Source organism: Bacillus thuringiensis (assembly GCF_022095615.2).
Classification (GTDB): Bacteria; Bacillota; Bacilli; order Bacillales; family Bacillaceae_G; genus Bacillus_A; species Bacillus_A cereus_AG.
In genome coordinates, this window is sequence record NZ_CP155559.1 from 4,353,512 (window position 1) to 4,372,331 (window position 18,820).

Consider the following 18,820-nt stretch of genomic DNA (forward strand, 5'->3'; position numbering starts at 1 on the left):
ATTAAACAATTGTCCCTCCGCATAATTCTTCTTCGACATACTGAATATATCGGCGAATAAAAGCGCCAGGATCTTTTCTAATCGGCTCAATATCAAGCCTTAATGGTATTTTCCCAGCCATATAAAAGATTCTTGAAGCGGTCCCAAGTCGAATGGCTGCTTCCGAAATATTTTCTCCATATCCCACCATGAAGTCCCCCCATACTTCTTCTAACTGTCCCGAAGCAATTAAATGCAATCTTGGAACACCAATATCAAACTCTTTATACCCAAATCCACATTCATCAAAATCGAGTAAATACCAATCCTCTTTGTCTACAAGAACATTGCCAAAATGCATATCACCATGAACAAATTGTTTTTCTCCTAATTGAGTTGAATTTGTGAGCTCTTGTATTCTTTCTGCAGTTCTCATGCACTTATGCTTATCCGCATGGGATAGAAATGAAGTATTTAGTAATCGTTGTAAAGGCTCGAGAATTGTCTTTTTCTCGCTATATATAGGCCTTTCATAACCTCTCCAAGTTTGCGGTACTCTTTTGAACACTTCATTTGTTTTTTCATGAAACTTTCGCATTAATAATCCAAGCTTTTCATAGTCTTTAGCCTTTGGTTCTACAATTTCACTTCCGTTTATAAAGCTAAAGACAACAAAATATTGGATACTTCCCTCATCTTTCATAACAGGTGTGATCCAATCGCCATTTTTATTTACAACTACTTCTGGTACTAACATTTGCTTTTGTATCGCTATTAACCAATGTATTTCAGCCTCTATTTGCTCGCATGTATAACGTCCTTCTCTATACTGCCTCACTACAAATTTATTTTTGTCCGATTCGAATATATATGTTTGATTTTCTCCCCCATGCAACAATGAAACTTTCGTAAGACTATTTAAATTATATTGCTTACATAACTGCTTTTTAGTGTGAAAATCCATCCTTCTCCCCCTAGTTCATATAGTAACGCAAACTTTTCTATCGACTAATAACCAATTCTCTAACTGGAGATAGATTAGCTAAAATCTCCAACATATCCTGCTATTTTTTCACTTCTCTACCAAAACCCTCCCCGAGCTTAAGTAATAGCTTCAAAATCCAATAAAACAAAATAAAGTTAAAGAAAAAGGCTAGTGGATTAAACGAAATTTCCCATCCGCCATAATAAATGAAATTTTCTGCTGGTATACCGAAGTAAAGAAAATCGCTATTATTTTCTCCAGTTGTAGGGATAAAGGAACAAATAATAGCGAAAATCAAACTTATTACATACAATTTCTTTTTATTTGAATCCATTATTCTATGAGTTATCACATGAACAGTAATTACAAATACTAAACCTAAAAAGAAAAATATTACTCCCATTCGACACCTCCACAATTATTGTTCAAGCATCTTCAAATGATTGCGTGCCCTACTTATAAATATGAAACAGAACGTGATTTAACTTTCTCTTTTGCAATTCAAAACATAATAGATTCATTTGATAACTAAATTTTAAAATTCTCTAATATAGCGTTCTAAAAAAAATGGAACAAACCAAAGCGGTCTGCTCCATCTTTTTATTTATCGATCAACTGCACCATAAGTAATGCTTTCCCGACAACATTACCTTCATGATGTACTTCTACATCCACCTTACCAAATTTACGTCCAATTTCTAATACTTTCGGATGAACTGATACAACATTGTCAATTTGAACTGGTTTTACGAAATAAATTGTTAAGTTCTCAACAATTAAATCGCTCTTCTTTTGCGCACGAATAACACGATTCGTTGCTTCCGTCACAATCGTTGCGAATACACCGTAAGATAACGTTCCGATCGAATTCGTCATTTGCGGCGTCACTGAAAATTGATATAAATGCTCATTCTTCGCTTCTTTCGGCGTCATGAATTGATTCGTTACAATATCATCGATTGTTTCCCCAACTTGTGGTTGACGCTGAATCATTTGCAATGCCTGAAGTACATCTTGACGGCTAATAATACCTTGCAGTTTATTTCCTTCATCAACAACAGGAAGTAACTCAATACCTTCCCACACCATCATACGCGCCGCAGCTGCGACAGACATTTTACCATTCACTGTAATCGGATGTTTTGTCATCACTTTATCAATCGGTGTTTCTTTCGCTACACCGATCATATCTTTTGAAGTTACGATACCTAGAACCTTTTTATTTTCATCAATAATCGGATATCTTCCGTGCATCGTCTCTTCATTATACGCATGCCATTGCTGTACCGTATCATTTGGCTTTAAATATAACGTTTCTTCAATCGGCGTTAAAATATCTTCAACAAGTACAATTTCTTTCTTAATAAGCTGATCGTAAATTGCGCGGTTAATTAACGTCGCAACTGTAAATGTATCGTAACTACTTGAAATAATCGGTAGTTTTAATTCATCTGCTAATTTCTTCACATGATCTTCCGTATCAAATCCGCCCGTAATTAACACCGCAGCTCCGGCTTCCAACGCTAATTGATGTGCATTCGTACGGTTACCAATAATAAGTAAGTTTCCTGCTTCTGTATAGCGCATCATCGCTTCTAACTTCATTGCCCCGATTACGAATTTATTTAACGTTTTATGTAGTCCTTCTCTGCCCCCAAGTACTTGACCATCGACAATGTTAACGACTTCTGCATATGTCAGCTTTTCAATATTCTCTTTCTTCTTTTGTTCAATTCGAATTGTTCCGACACGTTCAATCGTACTAACATATCCTTTATTTTCTGCATCTTTAATTGCACGGTAAGCTGTCCCTTCACTTACACTCAAATCTTTCGCAATTTGCCTTACAGAAATTTTATGCCCTACTGGCAGGCCATTAATATGTTCTAAAATTTGGTTATGCTTGGTAGCCAAATGGTTTCACCATACTTTCTTTTCCCTAAATTCTTCATGTGTTGTACTTTCAGTATACTATATTTTCAAAACTGTTACACTCTCTCTTTATATATCTGTACTATTTTTTTTATAACAAAATACGCCTTACATTACACCACTTCTTCTATTACAACAATGTAATTGTCATCTCGTTCGATAGTTTGTCCCGCTGCTTCCATATACCATGAAGACAAGAAATGAAACAAAGGAGCGGATACATGATGAAAAAATTATTAGAAGTTGCAGGTGCTGTATTTTTAGCTTTCGTAGACGGGAAAAAAGTTGCAATGGAATTGAATGAAACACCTGAACAGCCACTTCCAAAAAGAAAAGAATCACCAAAACAAGTACAAACTTTAAAAGTTGTCCTACACACGTAAAAAACCCTTCACTTGTCTTTTCAAATGAAGGGTTTCTTTTCTATAGTGTAATACTTTCTCCAGCTTCTAATACTTTCCCTGTACAGTTTTGTAGCTTTTCTACAAATTGATATGGATCTTGTTCAATTACTGGGAACGTATTGTAATGCATCGGTACAGCAGTTTTCGCCTGAACCCATTTCGCTGCTAAAACAGCATCTTCTGGTCCCATTGTGAAATTATCACCAATTGGTAAAAATGCTACATCAATGTTATTTAGTTCCCCAATTAATTTCATATCAGAGAATAAAGCAGTATCTCCTGCATGGTATACAGTTTTCTCTTCTGCTGTAAATAAAATACCCGCTGGCATACCTGTATATGTAATCGTCTTATTTTCTTCATCAATATAACTAGAACCATGGAATGCTTGTGTAAACTTCACTTTACCGAAGTCAAATTCATGCGAACCACCAATATGCATCGGATGTGTATTTACACCTTGCCAACTTAAAAATGTCGCTAGTTCAAATGGCGCTACAACAACCGCATTATTTTTCTTTGCAAGCTCTACTGTATCTCCAACATGATCTCCATGTCCATGCGATAAAAGAATTGCATCTACTTTTACATCTTTAGCCTTTAAATCCGTTATCGGATTTCCAGTTAAAAATGGATCAATTAAAATCACTTTTCCATTCGTTTCAATCTTTACAACTGAATGTCCATGATAAGATACTTTCATTATTACATTCCTCCCCTATTCACATTCTCACTTTTTATTCTACATGATTTTTCAATTCCCTGTCTTTTCTAACATCTATTTACTTGTCATAACGCTTTCCTCCGATGTAAAGTTATATTTGTAATTAAATATCTCGGGGGTGCCAATCGATGAATGCTAGATTAGAAACTTTAATGCAATGGCTAAAAGAAAAAAATGTAGAAGCTGCGTTCTTAACTTCTACACCAAACGTCTTCTACATGACAAACTTCCACTGTGAACCACACGAAAGACTTCTTGGTATGTTTGTATTCCAAGAAAAAGAGCCTATTTTAATTTGTCCTAAAATGGAAGAAGGTCAAGCACGTAACGCTGGCTGGGCACATGAAATTATCGGATTTACTGATACTGACAGACCATGGGATATGATTGCAAAAGCAATTAAAGACCGTGGTATCAATGCAAATGCAGTTGCAATTGAAAAAGAGCATTTAAACGTAGAGCGCTACGAAGAATTAACAAAACTATTCCCAAACGCAACTTTCAAATCAGCTGAGGAGAAAGTTCGTGAACTTCGTTTAATTAAAGATGAAAAAGAACTTTCTATTTTACGCGAAGCAGCTAAAATGGCAGACTATGCTGTTGAAGTTGGTGTAAATGCAATTAAAGAAGATCGCAGCGAGCTAGAAGTATTAGCAATTATTGAACACGAATTAAAAACAAAGGGCATACATAAAATGTCATTTGATACGATGGTATTAGCAGGTGCAAACTCTGCCCTTCCACACGGTATTCCAGGTGCAAATAAAATGAAACGCGGCGATTTCGTACTATTTGATTTAGGTGTAATCATTGACGGTTACTGCTCTGATATTACACGTACAGTAGCATTCGGCGAACTTTCTGAAGAACAAACTCGCATTTACAACACTGTACTTGCTGGACAACTACAAGCAGTTGAAGCATGTAAACCAGGTGTTACACTTGGCGCAATCGACAACGCTGCTCGTTCTGTTATTGCAGATGCAGGTTACGGCGACTTCTTCCCGCACCGCCTTGGTCACGGACTTGGAATTAGCGTACACGAATATCCAGATGTAAAAGCTGGTAACGAGTCACCATTAAGAGAAGGTATGGTCTTCACAATCGAGCCAGGTATTTACGTACCAAACGTAGGTGGCGTTCGTATTGAAGATGATATTTACATCACAAAAGATGGATCAGAAATTTTAACGAAATTCCCGAAAGAATTACAATTTGTGAAATAAGAAAAAAGGCAGCGTGATTGCTGCCTTTTTCTATTTCTCTACTATCATTTTCGCTGGATAACTTTCAAGTATTTTAGAAGACCATACTTTTATTTTATCCCCTGTTTTTAATTGATTATATGCGTCTTTATCCTTAAAGCTCAGCACTATATCTGATGGATGTTCTTTCTTCATTTGTTGTTCTATATAATGCTGCAACTCTACTTTTGTATTAAACGTTTTATCACCGACAAAAAATACCGTGTCATTTCTTACTATGACATACCCTTCTTCAGGTACTTCTTTTACAGTTACTTGCTCTACTTGTTTTGTAGTACACGCTGATAATATGATTAGAAATGCACCTAAAAACATAAACATAAACATAAACATAAAAAATTTTATATGCCTATTCATTTTTATCCCCTTACTCTATGCTATTTCCGCTTTAAAACCATCTTCTCCTCATACTTATCATCCCATTTAATCACAATCTCTATCGGTTCATCTTTAGATGGGGGTGCGCAACTTACACAAGAAGACTTCATTTCAACCCTTGCTCCTCTATGACTTTCTGACGTTTGTGTCATTGTACTAAGGGTTTCATTAATAGCAATCTCCAAATTTTGAAATTCTGTATTCCCATCTCCGCCCTTATACTGAAACGTAAACACTCCATCTTCACTGTTATCCTTAATATATCCTTTATATTACCCCGTCCAACTTTTACTCTCGCTAGAAAAAGTAACATACGAAATCGAGCAGCTTCCTAATAAGAAAATACTAATGAAAAAGAATAATGCTCTCTTCATAAATGGCCCTCCATTCAAAAGCACTTATTTATTGTCTATTTCTTCCTCTTATTATATTATAAAAATACAGAATTTTCTAAAATAGGAGGTTTATATGTTACAACAACAGTTAGAAGAAATTCGTAATAATAATTACATAATTAATGATGCCCTCAATATCGATTCTTTAAGTTCCAGTATGCTTGAGCATATTGGGGATACTGATAGCTATTTAAGGGATAAAATTATCTACTCTACTTTTTATCATCTAATCAAGAAGGACTATATTTCACACACACAATTACAGAAACTATTATTAGAAAGCATCAGTGACAAATATTTATTGTATAAGATTCATTCAAATGACGAAGATGCTGTATTTACCCGTGCATTTACAACATTATTAATTGCGCTCATTATTGATGCTGATACAAATCATAATTTCTTATCACAGCATGATATTTTAGCTGTAAAAGATCAATTAATTCTATATATGAACAATGAACATGATTTCCGTGGATATGTGCAAGACCACGGCTGGGCACATAGTATCGCTCATGCTTCCGATACATTCGAGGCGCTTGTGAATAGTCCTAAACTGGAAACTTTATATTACGAAGAGATACTACAAACTTTATTAAACAAAGTTTGTGTTCATTCCATCTATTACAAATACGAAGAAGATGAGCGTCTCGTTTATCCGATTGTCGCAATGCTGCAAAATGGTCTAAAGGAAGAAGTACTCATATTAGCCCTTCATGACTTGGTAGCTCAATTACCCGCCCAAAAACAAACATTACATATTAAATCGTACGAGTACCTATACGGAAATATAAAATCTTTCTTACGTAGCTTATTTTTCAGATTACGCACACTTTCTATATGTAAAGAAACCGAATGCGAAATTGAAAAATTGCTACAAGAGCTTCCAAAATATTATTAAAAAAAGAAGGCTACTTAAAAAGTGCCTTCTTCTATTTCACTAATATTTAATTGAAATTTCACGATCCAAACTGAGAAAAGGTGGACAAGAAGCGCAAACGCCATACATGCTCCGCTTAAAAAAGTTAGTATAGGATGCGAATACACGTGCCCTAATCCATAGGATATCGCCACGAAAAACATTGTTATGTAAATATAAATTGCTCCATGTATTTGCCTCATATGAACCTCCTTTTCCCATATTATAACATAAATTTTCTGATTATTCACATTAATCGTTTGTAATCAATATTTCTCAACTGTTACACCTCTAATAGCTGCCTTAATATATGGTGCCCCTTGTAAACTTTGTAAATCCTCTGTTTTGCCTGTTACAACTACACCGTATATTGGTAGGTCTTTTGGTTCGGTATTTTTTATTTCATTATAGTTTGTCCTAAAATACTCTTGAAATCCCCCTTTATTTTCACTTAAAGATTTCATAGATCCAAGAAATCCCGCTGAGTTTCCTTTAATATCCTCGTACTCGTCTTCCTTCTTATCAGCATAACTACCCTCAAAACCAAAAATATTCATTGATACCTCTGCATTTAACACCGCTCCAGTTTCAGGTTCTGCTAGTCCAGTATACGTCTCTGCTTTCGTTTCATCATATGTATCTACCCAAAGCCACACAGGTCGTATTCTTTCAGGGAGCATTTTTACTACTTCCTCCGCTGTATATGCCTTATCAAAAGATAGAGCTACCTCTGCGACTTTATTCTGCAATTCACTAATTCTCTCTAAATCATTCACATAGTTTAAATACTTTACAAAAGGTAAATAAAACCGCATTTCTCTTTGCATTGTCTGTCTATTATAATCTTGCTTTGTCGCAAATTCTGATTGTTTATTTATATTCTCTTCTTCTAAACCTGTATTTCCGTTATCATTTTTTTGACTATAACCCAAAATCGAATACTCATAAATTTCATCAATCCATTTAACTGGTTGTCCTTGAATGTTTTTATAGGAACTGTACATCATTGTACCGCTAGCTATTCCCATACTTAGTTTTGTATGTCCATTAAAAATAATATTAGGCCCTTGAACACTGTGTCTTAAATATACTCTCTGATCCATTTCTCGCTTATTCTTCTCGTTAAAATAAATTAACAAACTCATACTCCCTGTAATCAAGACTAATGTCACAACTACTGAGATCACGAGATTTCGCCAAAACTGCTTCCTCTTTGCCTTCTTCATCAAAGTCTTCATCTGCTTATCATCCATATTCAAATCAAAGTCCTTCCGACTCATCGTTTCTCCTCCTATACAATTTTTTAAATTGATTTCTTGCACGGTACAAACTTGTTTTTACTGCATCTTCTTTCATACTTAATAAAATGGTAATTTCCTTATAAGATAATTCATATTCATATTTCAACAGTAAAATATGACGATAATCCTCCGTCATCGTCTCCAATATTTCTTGTACCTCGCCTTGTAATTCACTTGTTAAAAGCAACTCATCTAATGACTTTTGACCAATAAGAACGACAGATTCAATCGCAATGGGATTTAGTCTTTTTTCTTTCCGGTGTAAATCTCGGTGCTGATTGATCGCAACTCTAAAGAGCCACGGTGTTAAATGCTCTAACGGTATTTCCTCCATAAGTAATAAAGCTTTGTACAACGTATCTTGCACAATATCTTCCGCTTCTTTTCTATCTGCTCCAATCTTAATTAAGTATCCAAATACAGCTTTTGATTTCTCTATTAATAATGTTTCAAACGTATCATGGCTCATTCTGCTCTCCTTTCTATATACTCAACGTTTGAGAGCGTAAAATGTATACAACTTTTCTTAAATTTTTTTCAAAATAAAAAGCACACCTATTTTGATGCGCTTCTCTCCAACATACTATTCTATTATTTCATCGCTTCCTTCACAACATCTTGAATCATAACGACTTCTGTTTTCATATCAACAGAGGGTGCTTCTTCATCAATACACTCATACCAAAATGCTAAGTGCTTTTTATCAATTTCATGATGAGAATTTTCGACAAGAGCCCCGCCTTCTCCTTGCACAGAATACCAATATAAGTACTCTTCTCCACCTCTTATTTCCCGGAAAATTGTCTCAACGTACATCTTTTCGTCGTTTAGTGTCAAAAGTACTTCTTTCATATTGTCATTAAGAAGCTGCATCCATTCATCTACACGATGACCTTTACCTTGTTTCACTTTAAATCTCGTTAACTCTACATTCATTTTTATTCCCCCGTTTTCTTACGTACAAACAAACTATATTCTATTGGATGATTAAAACTTAATTTACTAGCTAATCGTTGCGAAGGAATATTGTCTACATAACAATCCCAGCACGGTGTAATATTATTTCGCATGCAATGTTCAATAAACCTTGTTGCAACAGCTTGGGCTAATCCTTTCCCTTGGTATACTTTATGCGTCACAATATCAATTTCAGCAAATCCATTTCCGTTAAATATCGAAACACATTCAGCTACAATTATCCCATCTTGTTCTATACAAAATCCAAATCCACCGTTCAAAAATGTTTCTTTTGATCCCCAATATTCTTTGTAATACTCCTCTGTAAATTCACTGCTTCGTTCTATACCACTTTTATCAATACGCTTCACTTCATATGTATTTTTGTTTGAATCTCGTTTTCTCTCTTCAGAAATTTCTCGTTGGAACTTCATTCGAGGCATGTTCCGAAGTGCATTACTAAAACGCACTTCAATCATCATTTCCCACTCTTCACTTGAAGTGAAGAGTGTAAATCTCTTCTCTGTTTTTTCAATAGCCATTTTTAAATACGCAAATAAATCTTCGTTATAATTTTGATCATCCGTATCACCAAATAAATAATAGATACCGTTCGCTGTACGAATTAGTCCTGCTGTTAACTTCTCGTTGGCAAAAATCTCACCATCTATCATTTGGTCACATACCGCATAAGCAAACGTCGTCGTTCTTGTATGACTTTCTAAAATCGGAAGGATTTTTCTATACTCGGCTACAGATAATTTTTTCATAATTGCTCCACTTTAATCGTATCAGCCTCTATATTTTCAAAACAAAGATTTACTGTTCTCTTTAATGCTCTCGTTCTATGGATTGTGCACGCTGGAATTAAGATAGAATCATTTGGCTTTAAAACCTCTGTTTCTCCATCTTCAAAATCAATAAGTAATTCTCCCTCTAACACAATAAATAATTCATCCGAATTAGAATGATAGTGCCAATCATATTCACCAGTAAATACGGTGATTCGTAAGCAATGACTATTTACATTTGAAACGACAAAGTTTTTATGTTGATCTTGAATACCCTTTGTTAATTCTATTAAGTTCACAGTTTCCATCTTTCGTCTCATCCTTTCATTAGTCGTTCTTCTGAAAAATCACCTTAATCTCCACCACCTCCGCAATCTCCTCCACCATCACTTGAGCTACTACAATCACTGCTACTGTAGTCACCGAATCCACTTGATGAGCTTGAATAATAAGACGAATTTCTTTTCTTTTTTTGCCTTTTTTCTCCACCATTCTTATTAGTTGATAGTAATGTTCCAAACACTAAAACATGTACTAAAATAGCTACCATTAAAAAAATAATAAGTACAAATACATGCAAAGATAAATTTGAAACTGGTAACTTAATTAAGTTAATAAAAATAATACCCATGACAATAAAATACATAACATTCGCCGCATCTATTAAACCACTTTCAATTTTAGACCTAGGTCTCTTTTTCATAACTACTAACTCATGTTTACTCCTTATTACTCCTCTTTGTTTTTTGTGCTTCTTCCGCTTACTTTTTCTTCCCAATCTAATCCCCCTTCCTAAATATCATATAATTCTAAATTATCACAATCACCACTTATTAACAGTAATACACAACATTTTCACAATTTATTTCCTTATAAAAAAGACCCTCCTCATAAAGGAAGGTCTCGAATGTATTTCTATTATGATAAAGCAGGAGCTTTTTCAAGTAGCTCTTTTGCATCAGCGTATTGTAAGCCGTGAGCTTCTGCAACTGCTTCGAATGTTACATAGCCATCTAATGTGTTAATACCTTTTAGTAATGCAGTGTTGCCTAAGCAAGCGTCTTTGTAGCCTTTGTTCGCAATTTGTACTGCATATGGTACTGTTACGTTTGTTAATGCAAGAGTTGATGTACGTGGCACCGCGCCTGGCATATTAGCAACTGCATAATGAACAACGCCATATTTTTCGTAAGTTGGGTTGTCATGAGTTGTAATACGGTCAGTTGTTTCGAAAATACCACCTTGGTCAATCGCGATATCTACAACGACAGAACCTGGTTCCATTGATTGAATCATTTCTTCTGTTACAAGTTTTGGCGCTTTTGCACCTGGAATTAATACCGCACCAATAACAAGGTCAGATTCTTTTACAGCTTCTGCAATGTTGTATGGATTAGACATTAACGTTTTTACTTGATTACCGAAAATGTCATCTAATTGACGAAGACGTTCTGCACTTAAGTCGATGATTGTTACATCTGCACCTAAACCTACTGCAATCTTCGCTGCATTTGTACCAGCTTGACCACCGCCGATAATTGTTACTTTGCCGCGTTTTACCCCTGGAACGCCTGCAAGTAAAATACCTTTACCACCTTTGTTTTTCTCAAGGAATTGTGCACCGATTTGTGCAGACATACGACCAGCTACTTCACTCATAGGTGCAAGTAATGGTAAAGAACGATTTTCTAATTGTACTGTTTCGTATGCAATTGATGCAACTTTGTTATCAATTAATGCTTTCGTTAATTCTGGTTCTGGAGCTAAGTGTAAGTATGTGAATAAAATTAAACCTTCGCGGAAATAGCCGTATTCACTTGCAACTGGCTCTTTTACCTTCATAACCATATCTTGATTCCATGCTTCTTCAGCAGTTTCAACAAGTTTTGCACCAGCTTGTACGTATTCTTCATCTGTAAAGCCAGATCCTAAACCTGCTCCTTTTTGAACAAAAACTTCATGACCATTTTGTACTAAATGTACTGCTCCCGCTGGCGTCATTGCCACGCGGTTTTCATTGTTTTTAATTTCTGTTGGAATACCGATACGCATTATTAGTTCCCCCTTGAGTTATGAAATGACCCCTGAATCATTTTTTAAAGCGCTTTCTACGCTCTTATATTTTAACATAATATCTCAATATTTGACAAAAAATAATACAAGTTTTCCGATAGATTTAATCTTACATGAAAGGACAGTATTATCCGCAACTCTCAGCACAATGGATAAACTGTCCAATTATTCGAAACTTCATTTTATTTTATCGATGTCTATGAATAACATCGACTGCACCAGTCACTTCAATTATTGTACCGGTAATCATATCGGAATCTTCCTCACATAAAAACGAAATCGTTCTTGCGATATCTTCACCTGTTCCGGATCTACCAATTGGTGTGTTACGTTCTTTCAACTGACGTGCTTCTTGAATTGTCGCTTCTTTCATTTCACCAATAATATCACCAGGACATACCATGTTTGCAGTAATACCATATTCTGCTTCTTCGTAAGCAACTGTTTTCGTTAATGAAACAAGTCCTACTTTCGCTGCTGCAAATGCTGAACGATAAATCCATCCCGGTGCGCTATCTGCCCCTTGGAATCCGTAATTAATAATACGGCCAAAATTCTGTTTTCTCATAACTGGAACGACAAGTTTCAACAAATGAAATACCGCTGTTAAATTTCCCTGAATCATTTCATTCCATTCGTCTTCTTCATAATCAACTAACTTTTTTCTTTCAAATACATATGGACCAGCATTATTAATTAAAAAGTCAATTTTACCAAAACGACTCATCGCTTCTTCTACTATTTTATGTAAATCTTCCTTTTTCGTGACATCCGCTTGCACGAATTGTAGACGCTCTTCCATATTTTTATATGTTTCTTTCATCTTTTCCATAGCCACTATATCGCTATGATACGTTACTGTTACTGAATATCCTTTAGCCAATAACTTTTCTGTTACTTGCTTTCCTAAACCTTTCGTACCGGCTGTAATGAGCGCGTGTCTCACAAACATGCCTCCTTTTTAATTGCTATACTTCATATGTAACAAGTTCTCGCTCCAATTACAACTAAAATGAATTAAAGCAAAGTTTTCAAAATTCTGTAACGTTTTCGGTAAGCACATTACCAAAATTTGTTTTATAATAAAGTTGTAAACAGTAATAAAAATGATTGGGAGGAATTTACTATGAATAATACATATACAAATATTTTAATCGCGGTGGACGGTTCTAAAGAAGCAGAAAGAGCCTTTAAAAAAGCAATTCAAGTCGCAAAACGTAACAATGCAACATTAACAATTGCTCATATCGTTGATGTAAAAGCATACTCAGCAGTAGAAGCTTATAGCCGCGCAATTGCTGAACGTGCAAATCTATTTGCAGAAGACTTATTAGAAGACTACAAAAAAACTGCGCTTGAAGCTGGCCTTGAAAAAATTGAAACTGTATTAGAATTCGGTAATCCTAAATCTAAAATTTCAAAAGAAATCGCTCCAAACCATAAAGTAGATTTAATTATGTGTGGTGCAACTGGTTTAAATGCTGTTGAGCGTTTCCTAATTGGTAGCGTCTCTGAACATATTATTCGCTATGCGAAATGCGATGTCCTTGTTGTTCGTGGTGATGAGGAGCAAGGTGATCTTTAATTCATAAATAAAACACCAAGTCCACATGTTTTACTGGTGGATAAGGGAAATGAAGCTTTAGGCTTGAATGAACAATAAATACATGTTGTTAAACAACGATAAAAAAGGAGTGGGTAATCCACTCCTTTTTTTCACGACTGTGTAAAAAGAATAAAGATGTTTAATGTTACTCATAAAATAAATCTTCTCTGTTTTTCTCCACTCTTACATAGATTTTAAAATCATCATTTTTTAATTGATTTTCTAATCAAGTTTAAACTGTATTCTACTTAATTCTTTGAGTAATTGGATGGTCGTCTTTTAGTTGTAATAAATCCCATAAATTCCCGTACAAATCCTTGAATACTGCAACTATTCCATATTCTTGCTCTTTCGGCTCTCTCACAAATTCTATTCCTCTTGAAATCATTTCATTATAATCTCTCCAAAAATCGTCAGTATTTAAGAAAAGAAAAACTCTGCCGCCTGACTGGTTACCGATAAAGGAGTCTTGCTCAGGTTTAGATGCTCTAGCCAGTAATATTGTGGTGCCGACTGAACCAGGAGGAGATACCACTACCCATCTTTTGTTTTGTTCTGGCTGATATATATCTTGGACTAATGTGAAATTTAGTTTCTTTGTATAGAACTCTATTGCCTCATCGTAGTCTTTTACTACTAATGCGATATGAACTATGGATTGAATCATTATTATCCCTCCTATTATTACTGAACAATCAAATCATAGTATAACATTTCTTACTTTAATCTATATATTAGCTTAATAATACAGGCTCTTGTTTTTCTTCACTTCACATACTTCACTATAAATACAAGACAAACAACCACTACAACAGCTACTGCCAGCACATATGGCGGTAAGAACTTCAAAGACCACAATACCATCATGATCGTAGCTACCGTTAAATAAGATTGCCTTGCATCCTCTGTCATTTTTTTACGAAGCAAGAGCACATACAAATAACCGATTGGCGGCGTAATGAAGCAAAGAACATATATGATTTTAGATTTTAAATACCATTTTTGTTCTCCGAGTTTCTGTATACCTTCTTCTATTCTCTTATGTTCTTGTTCTCTCGCTTCTTCTACAAGCGGATCTTCCTCTTCTCCTCGCTTTTCTTTCATATAAGGAAGAAAGTGCATGAAAAAATAGTATGCAAATACGAACGCTCCAAATCCAATATCTAATCTTTCTAATGGAATATGTTCACTAAAAAAGACAGCAATAAGCACTAAAGACAAACAGTACGTCGTCATCCAAAATGAACGTTTTCTCTTTTTCCGTTCCATTTCTTTTTTATTTTGTACATGTTTTCTTTTCGAAAGCCATATCGAAATAAAGCAATCTACTATAAATAGAATAAAGATAAATATCCCCACGTGTACTGTTTCTACATCCTCAAATGAAAAGATATTTGGGAATGCAACGTGTAATACAATTAGCGTGTACAAAATTATCCCTATAAAATAAATACGTCTCATTTTCCATTCCTTTCTTATTTCCTAACTTTAGGTTAACATACATTTTTTAGAAATAGACGGACAAAATATATATGTAAAAAAAGGAGGATGCTATATGAATGATTCTGAGCGCATTATTTTAGACGTGAATGGGAAAGAACTCGAAATGTTAGATATGATTCGTACTCATTTTAAAGAGAAACATGGCGTGGAACTAAGTAATGGTGCATTGCTGCGAGATTTGATGGATATTGAGTATATTCGAATTACGGAAGATCGACATAAGTACGATTAATCGATACATTGTAAGCCTAGAGCAGATTGCTCTAGGCTTACTTACATCCATACGAAAAATGTTATAATTAGGAAAAAGTGTGGAGGATACGAAAATATGAAATCTGAAAATATCTCAAAACATTTTCATACATTACATGTACAAAGAAACAAGTTCCTTCCTCAGCTCCATTCACTATCACAAGAACAACTATGGTATCGCCCGAAGAATGGAAAATGGTCTATTGGGGAGCAGTTTTATCATTTATATTTAATTACAAAGATGCTAAAAGTCGCGATTAAATTCTCTTTCACTCTTATCCCTTATGCAAAACTACGAAGAAATGCCCCATTTGCAACTGACATACACGACATTTATGCCGAATATAAAGAAAAGCACGGCAAAGGAATGAAAGCACCTTGGATTTTAATCCCTTCAAAAAAAATCTATCAATCTATGAATGTAACTGAATTAGAAGAATTACTTGCAAGTGAAACAGATGACATAAAAAAGCTAGTTCAAAATATAGAAGAAAATATTGCAGGACATATCGTATTTTTAGATCCGATTGCTCACTATCCTAACCTGATTCAATCTATTCAACTATTAGCGATACATGAAAAACATCATTTTATGATTATGAAAAATAATTATGAAATGATAAATACTCCCCTAAAAATCTAAATACAAAAAGGTAAGGTACTTTCTAAAAAAGCACCTTACCTTCTATATCATGCATCATTTAATTCCAACAAACTCTACAGTTAATTTCTTCGCCTTCTCCAAAGCTTTTTCAATCTGATCAAATCCAGTCCCGCCAGCACTGTTACGGCGCTTTACAGCTGCATATGGTGAAAGAACTTCATACAAATCTTCTTCAAATAACGAACTCATTTCTTTATATGTTTCAAGTGGTACATCTAATAAATAAATCCCTTTTTGTGTACAGTGTAACACTAGCTTCCCAACAATTTCATGAGCTTGACGGAATGGTAGTCCTTTGCTTGCTAAGTAGTCAGCAATTTCTGTTGCGTTTGAGAAATCTTGCGTTACAGCTTGCCCCATCTTTTCTTTGTTGACAGTCATCGTTTCTAGCATGCCTGCCATAATATGCAGGCATCCTTCTACTGTTTTTACTGTATCAAACATTCCTTCTTTATCTTCTTGTAAGTCTTTATTGTAAGCGAGCGGTAACCCTTTCATTACTGTAAGTAAACTAAATAAATTACCATATACTCTGCCTGCTTTACCGCGGATTAATTCCGCCATATCCGGATTTTTCTTTTGCGGCATAATGCTGCTTCCCGTTGCGTATTGATCGCTCATTTCAATAAATTGAAACTCTTGGCTACTCCATAAAATAAGTTCTTCGCAAAAGCGTGATAAGTGCATCATGAGCATAGATGAGTTACTTAGGAACTCCAGTATGAAATCACGATCGCTTACTGCATCTAAACTATTTTCATAGATTCCATTAAACCCAAGAAGCTCCGCACTATATTCTCGGTCAATCGGGAATGTTGTCCCTGCTAACGCCCCTGCTCCTAATGGCGAAATGTTAATACGCTTTAATGAATCTTCATAACGATTCACATCACGCTCTAACATCCAAAAGTACGCGAGAATATGATGCGCAAATGAAATTGGCTGGGCACGCTGCAAATGCGTATAGCCAGGCATAATCGTTTCAATATTATTTTCTGCTTGATGAACAAGAACAGTTTGCAATTGTTTTGTAGCTTTTAGAATATGTTCTACTTTTTCTTTTAAATATAAATGCATATCAGTCGCTACTTGATCATTACGGCTTCGGCCTGTATGAAGTTTCCCTCCTACTTCACCGATTTTTTCAATTAACATCTTTTCAATATTTAAATGAATGTCTTCCGCCTCGACCGAAAAATGCAATTTGTTTTGCTTCGCTTCTTCTAATAAATATTGAAGACCTACCTTGATTTTCTCGGCTTCTTCTTTCGTAACGATACCTTGCTTTGCTAGCATCGTTACGTGTGCAATACTTCCGTTGATATCTTGATTTACTAATTGTTGATCGAAAGAGATAGATGCTCCAAACTCTTCAACCCAAGCTTCCGCTTCTTCCGTAAAACGTCCGCCCCAAAGTTTGCTCACGCTTCCACCTTCTTTTGATTCACTTGGCTATATACTTTCGTAGGTAAACCAAATAATGAAATGAATCCAACTGCTGCTTCATGATTAAATTCGTCCTGGGCAGTATACGTTGCTAGTTTTTCATCGTATAAAGAGTATTCAGATTTACGTCCTTCTACAATCGCATGACCTTTAAATAATTTCACACGTACTGTACCCGTTACATTCTTTTGCGTTTCTTGTAAGAAAGCATGAAGCGCTTGTTTTAAAGGTGAGAACCATAAACCGTTATAAATAAGTTCTGTTATTTTCTGCTCAATCATCGGTTTAAAATGCGCTACTTCTTTTACGAGTGTTAAATCTTCAAGTTCCTTATGCGCCGTAATTAACGTCATTGCTGCTGGGCATTCGTATACTTCACGCGATTTAATACCAACAAGACGATTTTCTACGTGATCGATGCGTCCAACGCCATGTTTTCCAGCAACCGCATTTAACGTTTTAATTAATTCTGAAAGTGAATATGCAGTACCATTTAAAGTAGTCGGTACGCCTGCTTCAAAACCAATTTCTACAAATTCCGGTTTATTCGGTGTATCTTCTAATGCCAATGTCATCTCATATGCATCTTCTGGCGGCGCTGCCCAGGGATCTTCTAAAATTCCACATTCGTTGCTGCGTCCCCATAAATTTTGATCGATTGAAAATGGGCTATCCAAATTAATCGGAATTGGTACATCATTTTCTTTTGCATAGGCAATTTCTTCTTCACGTGACCATTTCCATTCACGTACAGGCGCAATCACTTCTAAGTAAGGATTTAATGCTTGAATAGAAACTTCAAAACGAACTTGATCATTCCCTTTCCCTGTACATCCGTGTGCAACCGCAGTCGCCCCTTCTTGTTCTGCAATTTCTACTAATTTCTTCGCGATAAGTGGACGTGATAGCGCCGAAACAAGAGGGTATTTCCCTTCGTATAACGTGTGTGCTTGCATAGCCATCAATGCATATTCATTTGCAAATTCCTCTTGAACATCAATCATATATGATTTAATTGCACCTACTGAAAGTGCCTTTTCTTTTACGAATGCTAAGTCTTTACCTTCCCCTAAGTCTAAACAAAGCGCGATAATATCATAATTCTTCTCTTGTAACCATTTAATTGCAACGGAAGTATCAAGACCTCCGGAATATGCTAATACAACTTTTTTCTTCTCCATTTTGCATCCCCCTAAAGAATAAATATTCATTTTCTTTTATAATAATACACACTTTAACACCTTTT

The 18,820-nt window shown here is 35.3% G+C and carries 24 protein-coding genes and 1 pseudogene; 6 read left to right on the forward strand and 19 right to left on the reverse strand.

Annotation, left to right across the window (positions count from 1 at the left end):
• Nucleotide 1 precedes the first annotated feature (1 nt).
• The 3 genes from KZZ19_RS22505 to KZZ19_RS22515 all read right to left on the reverse strand — a co-directional run bounded on the left by KZZ19_RS22505 (nucleotide 2) and on the right by KZZ19_RS22515 (nucleotide 2,878).
• Nucleotides 2–943 carry a phosphotransferase enzyme family protein gene (locus KZZ19_RS22505; protein ID WP_237981694.1) on the reverse strand — a complete coding sequence of 314 codons (942 nt, stop codon included), beginning with the start codon at nucleotides 941–943 and terminating at the stop codon, nucleotides 2–4.
• Between the two features lie 100 nt (nucleotides 944–1,043).
• Entirely contained in the window at nucleotides 1,044–1,367 is a 324-nt protein-coding gene (locus KZZ19_RS22510; protein WP_088097968.1) for a hypothetical protein, read from the reverse strand.
• 197 nt (nucleotides 1,368–1,564) lie between these two features.
• Complete coding sequence (locus KZZ19_RS22515; protein WP_088097969.1) at nucleotides 1,565–2,878, reverse strand: CBS domain-containing protein; 1,314 nt, start codon at nucleotides 2,876–2,878, stop codon at nucleotides 1,565–1,567.
• A gap of 239 nt (nucleotides 2,879–3,117) precedes the next feature.
• Here KZZ19_RS22515 and KZZ19_RS22520 point away from each other — a divergent pair, with 239 nt between their 5' ends.
• Nucleotides 3,118–3,279 carry a hypothetical protein gene (locus KZZ19_RS22520; RefSeq protein ID WP_237981695.1) on the forward strand — a complete coding sequence of 54 codons (162 nt, stop codon included), beginning with the start codon at nucleotides 3,118–3,120 and terminating at the stop codon, nucleotides 3,277–3,279.
• Nucleotides 3,280–3,319: 40 nt separating this feature from the next.
• Here the strand turns inward: KZZ19_RS22520 and KZZ19_RS22525 are convergent, their stop codons facing one another.
• Complete coding sequence (locus tag KZZ19_RS22525) at nucleotides 3,320–4,003, reverse strand: metal-dependent hydrolase (protein WP_237981696.1); 684 nt, start codon at nucleotides 4,001–4,003, stop codon at nucleotides 3,320–3,322.
• A 149-nt stretch (nucleotides 4,004–4,152) separates the two neighbouring features.
• Here KZZ19_RS22525 and pepQ point away from each other — a divergent pair, with 149 nt between their 5' ends.
• Nucleotides 4,153–5,250 (forward strand): Xaa-Pro dipeptidase, encoded by a 1,098-nt coding sequence (gene pepQ / locus KZZ19_RS22530; protein ID WP_237981697.1) that lies wholly within the window; start codon nucleotides 4,153–4,155, stop codon nucleotides 5,248–5,250.
• Nucleotides 5,251–5,280: 30 nt separating this feature from the next.
• On the opposite strand, the gene KZZ19_RS22535 is transcribed toward pepQ, so the two are convergent.
• Both KZZ19_RS22535 and KZZ19_RS22540 read right to left on the reverse strand, forming a co-directional pair.
• Nucleotides 5,281–5,646: a DUF3221 domain-containing protein gene (locus tag KZZ19_RS22535; RefSeq protein WP_237981698.1), complete on the reverse strand. Its 366-nt coding sequence runs from the start codon at nucleotides 5,644–5,646 to the stop codon at nucleotides 5,281–5,283.
• A 20-nt stretch (nucleotides 5,647–5,666) separates the two neighbouring features.
• Nucleotides 5,667–6,041, reverse strand: a pseudogene (locus KZZ19_RS22540) (hypothetical protein).
• Between the two features lie 94 nt (nucleotides 6,042–6,135).
• Between KZZ19_RS22540 and KZZ19_RS22545 the strand changes: the two are divergent.
• A complete protein-coding gene (locus KZZ19_RS22545) occupies nucleotides 6,136–6,963 on the forward strand; it encodes a DUF2785 domain-containing protein (RefSeq protein WP_237981699.1) in 828 nt (275 codons plus the stop codon).
• A gap of 14 nt (nucleotides 6,964–6,977) precedes the next feature.
• On the opposite strand, the gene KZZ19_RS22550 is transcribed toward KZZ19_RS22545, so the two are convergent.
• The 9 genes from KZZ19_RS22550 to KZZ19_RS22590 all read right to left on the reverse strand — a co-directional run bounded on the left by KZZ19_RS22550 (nucleotide 6,978) and on the right by KZZ19_RS22590 (nucleotide 13,055).
• A complete protein-coding gene (locus tag KZZ19_RS22550; protein ID WP_001248905.1) occupies nucleotides 6,978–7,184 on the reverse strand; it encodes a hypothetical protein in 207 nt (68 codons plus the stop codon).
• A gap of 63 nt (nucleotides 7,185–7,247) precedes the next feature.
• Nucleotides 7,248–8,261: an anti-sigma factor gene (locus KZZ19_RS22555; RefSeq protein WP_237981700.1), complete on the reverse strand. Its 1,014-nt coding sequence runs from the start codon at nucleotides 8,259–8,261 to the stop codon at nucleotides 7,248–7,250.
• A complete protein-coding gene (locus KZZ19_RS22560) occupies nucleotides 8,242–8,751 on the reverse strand; it encodes an RNA polymerase sigma factor (RefSeq protein WP_237981701.1) in 510 nt (169 codons plus the stop codon). Before KZZ19_RS22560 ends, KZZ19_RS22555 begins: the two co-directional genes overlap by 20 nt.
• Nucleotides 8,752–8,873: 122 nt before the next feature.
• Complete coding sequence (locus tag KZZ19_RS22565; protein WP_237981702.1) at nucleotides 8,874–9,218, reverse strand: DUF6176 family protein; 345 nt, start codon at nucleotides 9,216–9,218, stop codon at nucleotides 8,874–8,876.
• A 2-nt stretch (nucleotides 9,219–9,220) separates the two neighbouring features.
• Complete coding sequence (locus tag KZZ19_RS22570) at nucleotides 9,221–10,009, reverse strand: GNAT family N-acetyltransferase (RefSeq protein ID WP_237981703.1); 789 nt, start codon at nucleotides 10,007–10,009, stop codon at nucleotides 9,221–9,223.
• Nucleotides 10,006–10,338 carry a cupin domain-containing protein gene (locus KZZ19_RS22575; protein ID WP_237981704.1) on the reverse strand — a complete coding sequence of 111 codons (333 nt, stop codon included), beginning with the start codon at nucleotides 10,336–10,338 and terminating at the stop codon, nucleotides 10,006–10,008. The genes KZZ19_RS22570 and KZZ19_RS22575 overlap by 4 nt, the downstream gene beginning before the upstream one ends.
• 44 nt (nucleotides 10,339–10,382) lie before the next feature.
• Nucleotides 10,383–10,808 carry a hypothetical protein gene (locus tag KZZ19_RS22580; protein WP_237981705.1) on the reverse strand — a complete coding sequence of 142 codons (426 nt, stop codon included), beginning with the start codon at nucleotides 10,806–10,808 and terminating at the stop codon, nucleotides 10,383–10,385.
• A gap of 140 nt (nucleotides 10,809–10,948) precedes the next feature.
• A complete protein-coding gene (ald, locus tag KZZ19_RS22585; RefSeq protein ID WP_237981706.1) occupies nucleotides 10,949–12,082 on the reverse strand; it encodes an alanine dehydrogenase in 1,134 nt (377 codons plus the stop codon).
• Nucleotides 12,083–12,290: 208 nt separating this feature from the next.
• Entirely contained in the window at nucleotides 12,291–13,055 is a 765-nt protein-coding gene (locus KZZ19_RS22590) for an SDR family oxidoreductase (RefSeq protein ID WP_098342878.1), read from the reverse strand.
• A 174-nt stretch (nucleotides 13,056–13,229) separates the two neighbouring features.
• On the opposite strand from KZZ19_RS22590, the gene KZZ19_RS22595 reads away from it, so the two are divergent.
• Nucleotides 13,230–13,688: a universal stress protein gene (locus tag KZZ19_RS22595; RefSeq protein ID WP_001066680.1), complete on the forward strand. Its 459-nt coding sequence runs from the start codon at nucleotides 13,230–13,232 to the stop codon at nucleotides 13,686–13,688.
• A gap of 265 nt (nucleotides 13,689–13,953) precedes the next feature.
• Here KZZ19_RS22595 and KZZ19_RS22600 read toward each other — a convergent pair whose 3' ends face one another.
• On the reverse strand, nucleotides 13,954–14,376 hold the full coding sequence (locus KZZ19_RS22600; protein ID WP_088097983.1) for a VOC family protein: 423 nt from the start codon (nucleotides 14,374–14,376) through the stop codon (nucleotides 13,954–13,956).
• Nucleotides 14,377–14,474: 98 nt separating this feature from the next.
• Complete coding sequence (locus KZZ19_RS22605) at nucleotides 14,475–15,170, reverse strand: hypothetical protein (protein WP_237981707.1); 696 nt, start codon at nucleotides 15,168–15,170, stop codon at nucleotides 14,475–14,477.
• Nucleotides 15,171–15,264: 94 nt separating this feature from the next.
• Here KZZ19_RS22605 and KZZ19_RS22610 point away from each other — a divergent pair, with 94 nt between their 5' ends.
• Together KZZ19_RS22610 and KZZ19_RS22615 are read left to right on the forward strand one after the other, a co-directional pair.
• Nucleotides 15,265–15,444, forward strand: coding sequence for a ProA domain protein (locus KZZ19_RS22610; protein WP_088097985.1), 180 nt, complete (start codon nucleotides 15,265–15,267; stop codon nucleotides 15,442–15,444).
• A gap of 96 nt (nucleotides 15,445–15,540) precedes the next feature.
• Nucleotides 15,541–16,107, forward strand: a complete 567-nt coding sequence (locus tag KZZ19_RS22615; RefSeq protein ID WP_237981708.1) for a DinB family protein — start codon at nucleotides 15,541–15,543, stop codon at nucleotides 16,105–16,107.
• Between the two features lie 54 nt (nucleotides 16,108–16,161).
• On the opposite strand, the gene argH is transcribed toward KZZ19_RS22615, so the two are convergent.
• Together argH and KZZ19_RS22625 are read right to left on the reverse strand one after the other, a co-directional pair.
• Nucleotides 16,162–17,553, reverse strand: coding sequence for an argininosuccinate lyase (argH, locus tag KZZ19_RS22620; protein ID WP_237981709.1), 1,392 nt, complete (start codon nucleotides 17,551–17,553; stop codon nucleotides 16,162–16,164).
• On the reverse strand, nucleotides 17,550–18,755 hold the full coding sequence (locus KZZ19_RS22625; protein WP_237981710.1) for an argininosuccinate synthase: 1,206 nt from the start codon (nucleotides 18,753–18,755) through the stop codon (nucleotides 17,550–17,552). Before KZZ19_RS22625 ends, argH begins: the two co-directional genes overlap by 4 nt.
• Nucleotides 18,756–18,820 lie beyond the last annotated feature (65 nt).

Coding starts and splice junctions, on each gene's coding strand:
- KZZ19_RS22505 (WP_237981694.1), bottom strand. CDS start 943: ATGGATTTTCACACTAAAAAGCAGTTATGTAAGCAATATAATTTAAAT.
- KZZ19_RS22510 (WP_088097968.1), bottom strand. CDS start 1,367: ATGGGAGTAATATTTTTCTTTTTAGGTTTAGTATTTGTAATTACTGTT.
- KZZ19_RS22520 (WP_237981695.1), top strand. CDS start 3,118: ATGATGAAAAAATTATTAGAAGTTGCAGGTGCTGTATTTTTAGCTTTC.
- KZZ19_RS22525 (WP_237981696.1), bottom strand. CDS start 4,003: ATGAAAGTATCTTATCATGGACATTCAGTTGTAAAGATTGAAACGAAT.
- pepQ (WP_237981697.1), top strand. CDS start 4,153: ATGAATGCTAGATTAGAAACTTTAATGCAATGGCTAAAAGAAAAAAAT.
- KZZ19_RS22535 (WP_237981698.1), bottom strand. CDS start 5,646: ATGAATAGGCATATAAAATTTTTTATGTTTATGTTTATGTTTATGTTT.
- KZZ19_RS22545 (WP_237981699.1), top strand. CDS start 6,136: ATGTTACAACAACAGTTAGAAGAAATTCGTAATAATAATTACATAATT.
- KZZ19_RS22550 (WP_001248905.1), bottom strand. CDS start 7,184: ATGAGGCAAATACATGGAGCAATTTATATTTACATAACAATGTTTTTC.
- KZZ19_RS22555 (WP_237981700.1), bottom strand. CDS start 8,261: ATGAGTCGGAAGGACTTTGATTTGAATATGGATGATAAGCAGATGAAG.
- KZZ19_RS22560 (WP_237981701.1), bottom strand. CDS start 8,751: ATGAGCCATGATACGTTTGAAACATTATTAATAGAGAAATCAAAAGCT.
- KZZ19_RS22565 (WP_237981702.1), bottom strand. CDS start 9,218: ATGAATGTAGAGTTAACGAGATTTAAAGTGAAACAAGGTAAAGGTCAT.
- KZZ19_RS22570 (WP_237981703.1), bottom strand. CDS start 10,009: ATGAAAAAATTATCTGTAGCCGAGTATAGAAAAATCCTTCCGATTTTA.
- KZZ19_RS22575 (WP_237981704.1), bottom strand. CDS start 10,338: ATGGAAACTGTGAACTTAATAGAATTAACAAAGGGTATTCAAGATCAA.
- ald (WP_237981706.1), bottom strand. CDS start 12,082: ATGCGTATCGGTATTCCAACAGAAATTAAAAACAATGAAAACCGCGTG.
- KZZ19_RS22590 (WP_098342878.1), bottom strand. CDS start 13,055: ATGTTTGTGAGACACGCGCTCATTACAGCCGGTACGAAAGGTTTAGGA.
- KZZ19_RS22595 (WP_001066680.1), top strand. CDS start 13,230: ATGAATAATACATATACAAATATTTTAATCGCGGTGGACGGTTCTAAA.
- KZZ19_RS22600 (WP_088097983.1), bottom strand. CDS start 14,376: ATGATTCAATCCATAGTTCATATCGCATTAGTAGTAAAAGACTACGAT.
- KZZ19_RS22605 (WP_237981707.1), bottom strand. CDS start 15,170: ATGAGACGTATTTATTTTATAGGGATAATTTTGTACACGCTAATTGTA.
- KZZ19_RS22610 (WP_088097985.1), top strand. CDS start 15,265: ATGAATGATTCTGAGCGCATTATTTTAGACGTGAATGGGAAAGAACTC.
- KZZ19_RS22615 (WP_237981708.1), top strand. CDS start 15,541: ATGAAATCTGAAAATATCTCAAAACATTTTCATACATTACATGTACAA.
- KZZ19_RS22625 (WP_237981710.1), bottom strand. CDS start 18,755: ATGGAGAAGAAAAAAGTTGTATTAGCATATTCCGGAGGTCTTGATACT.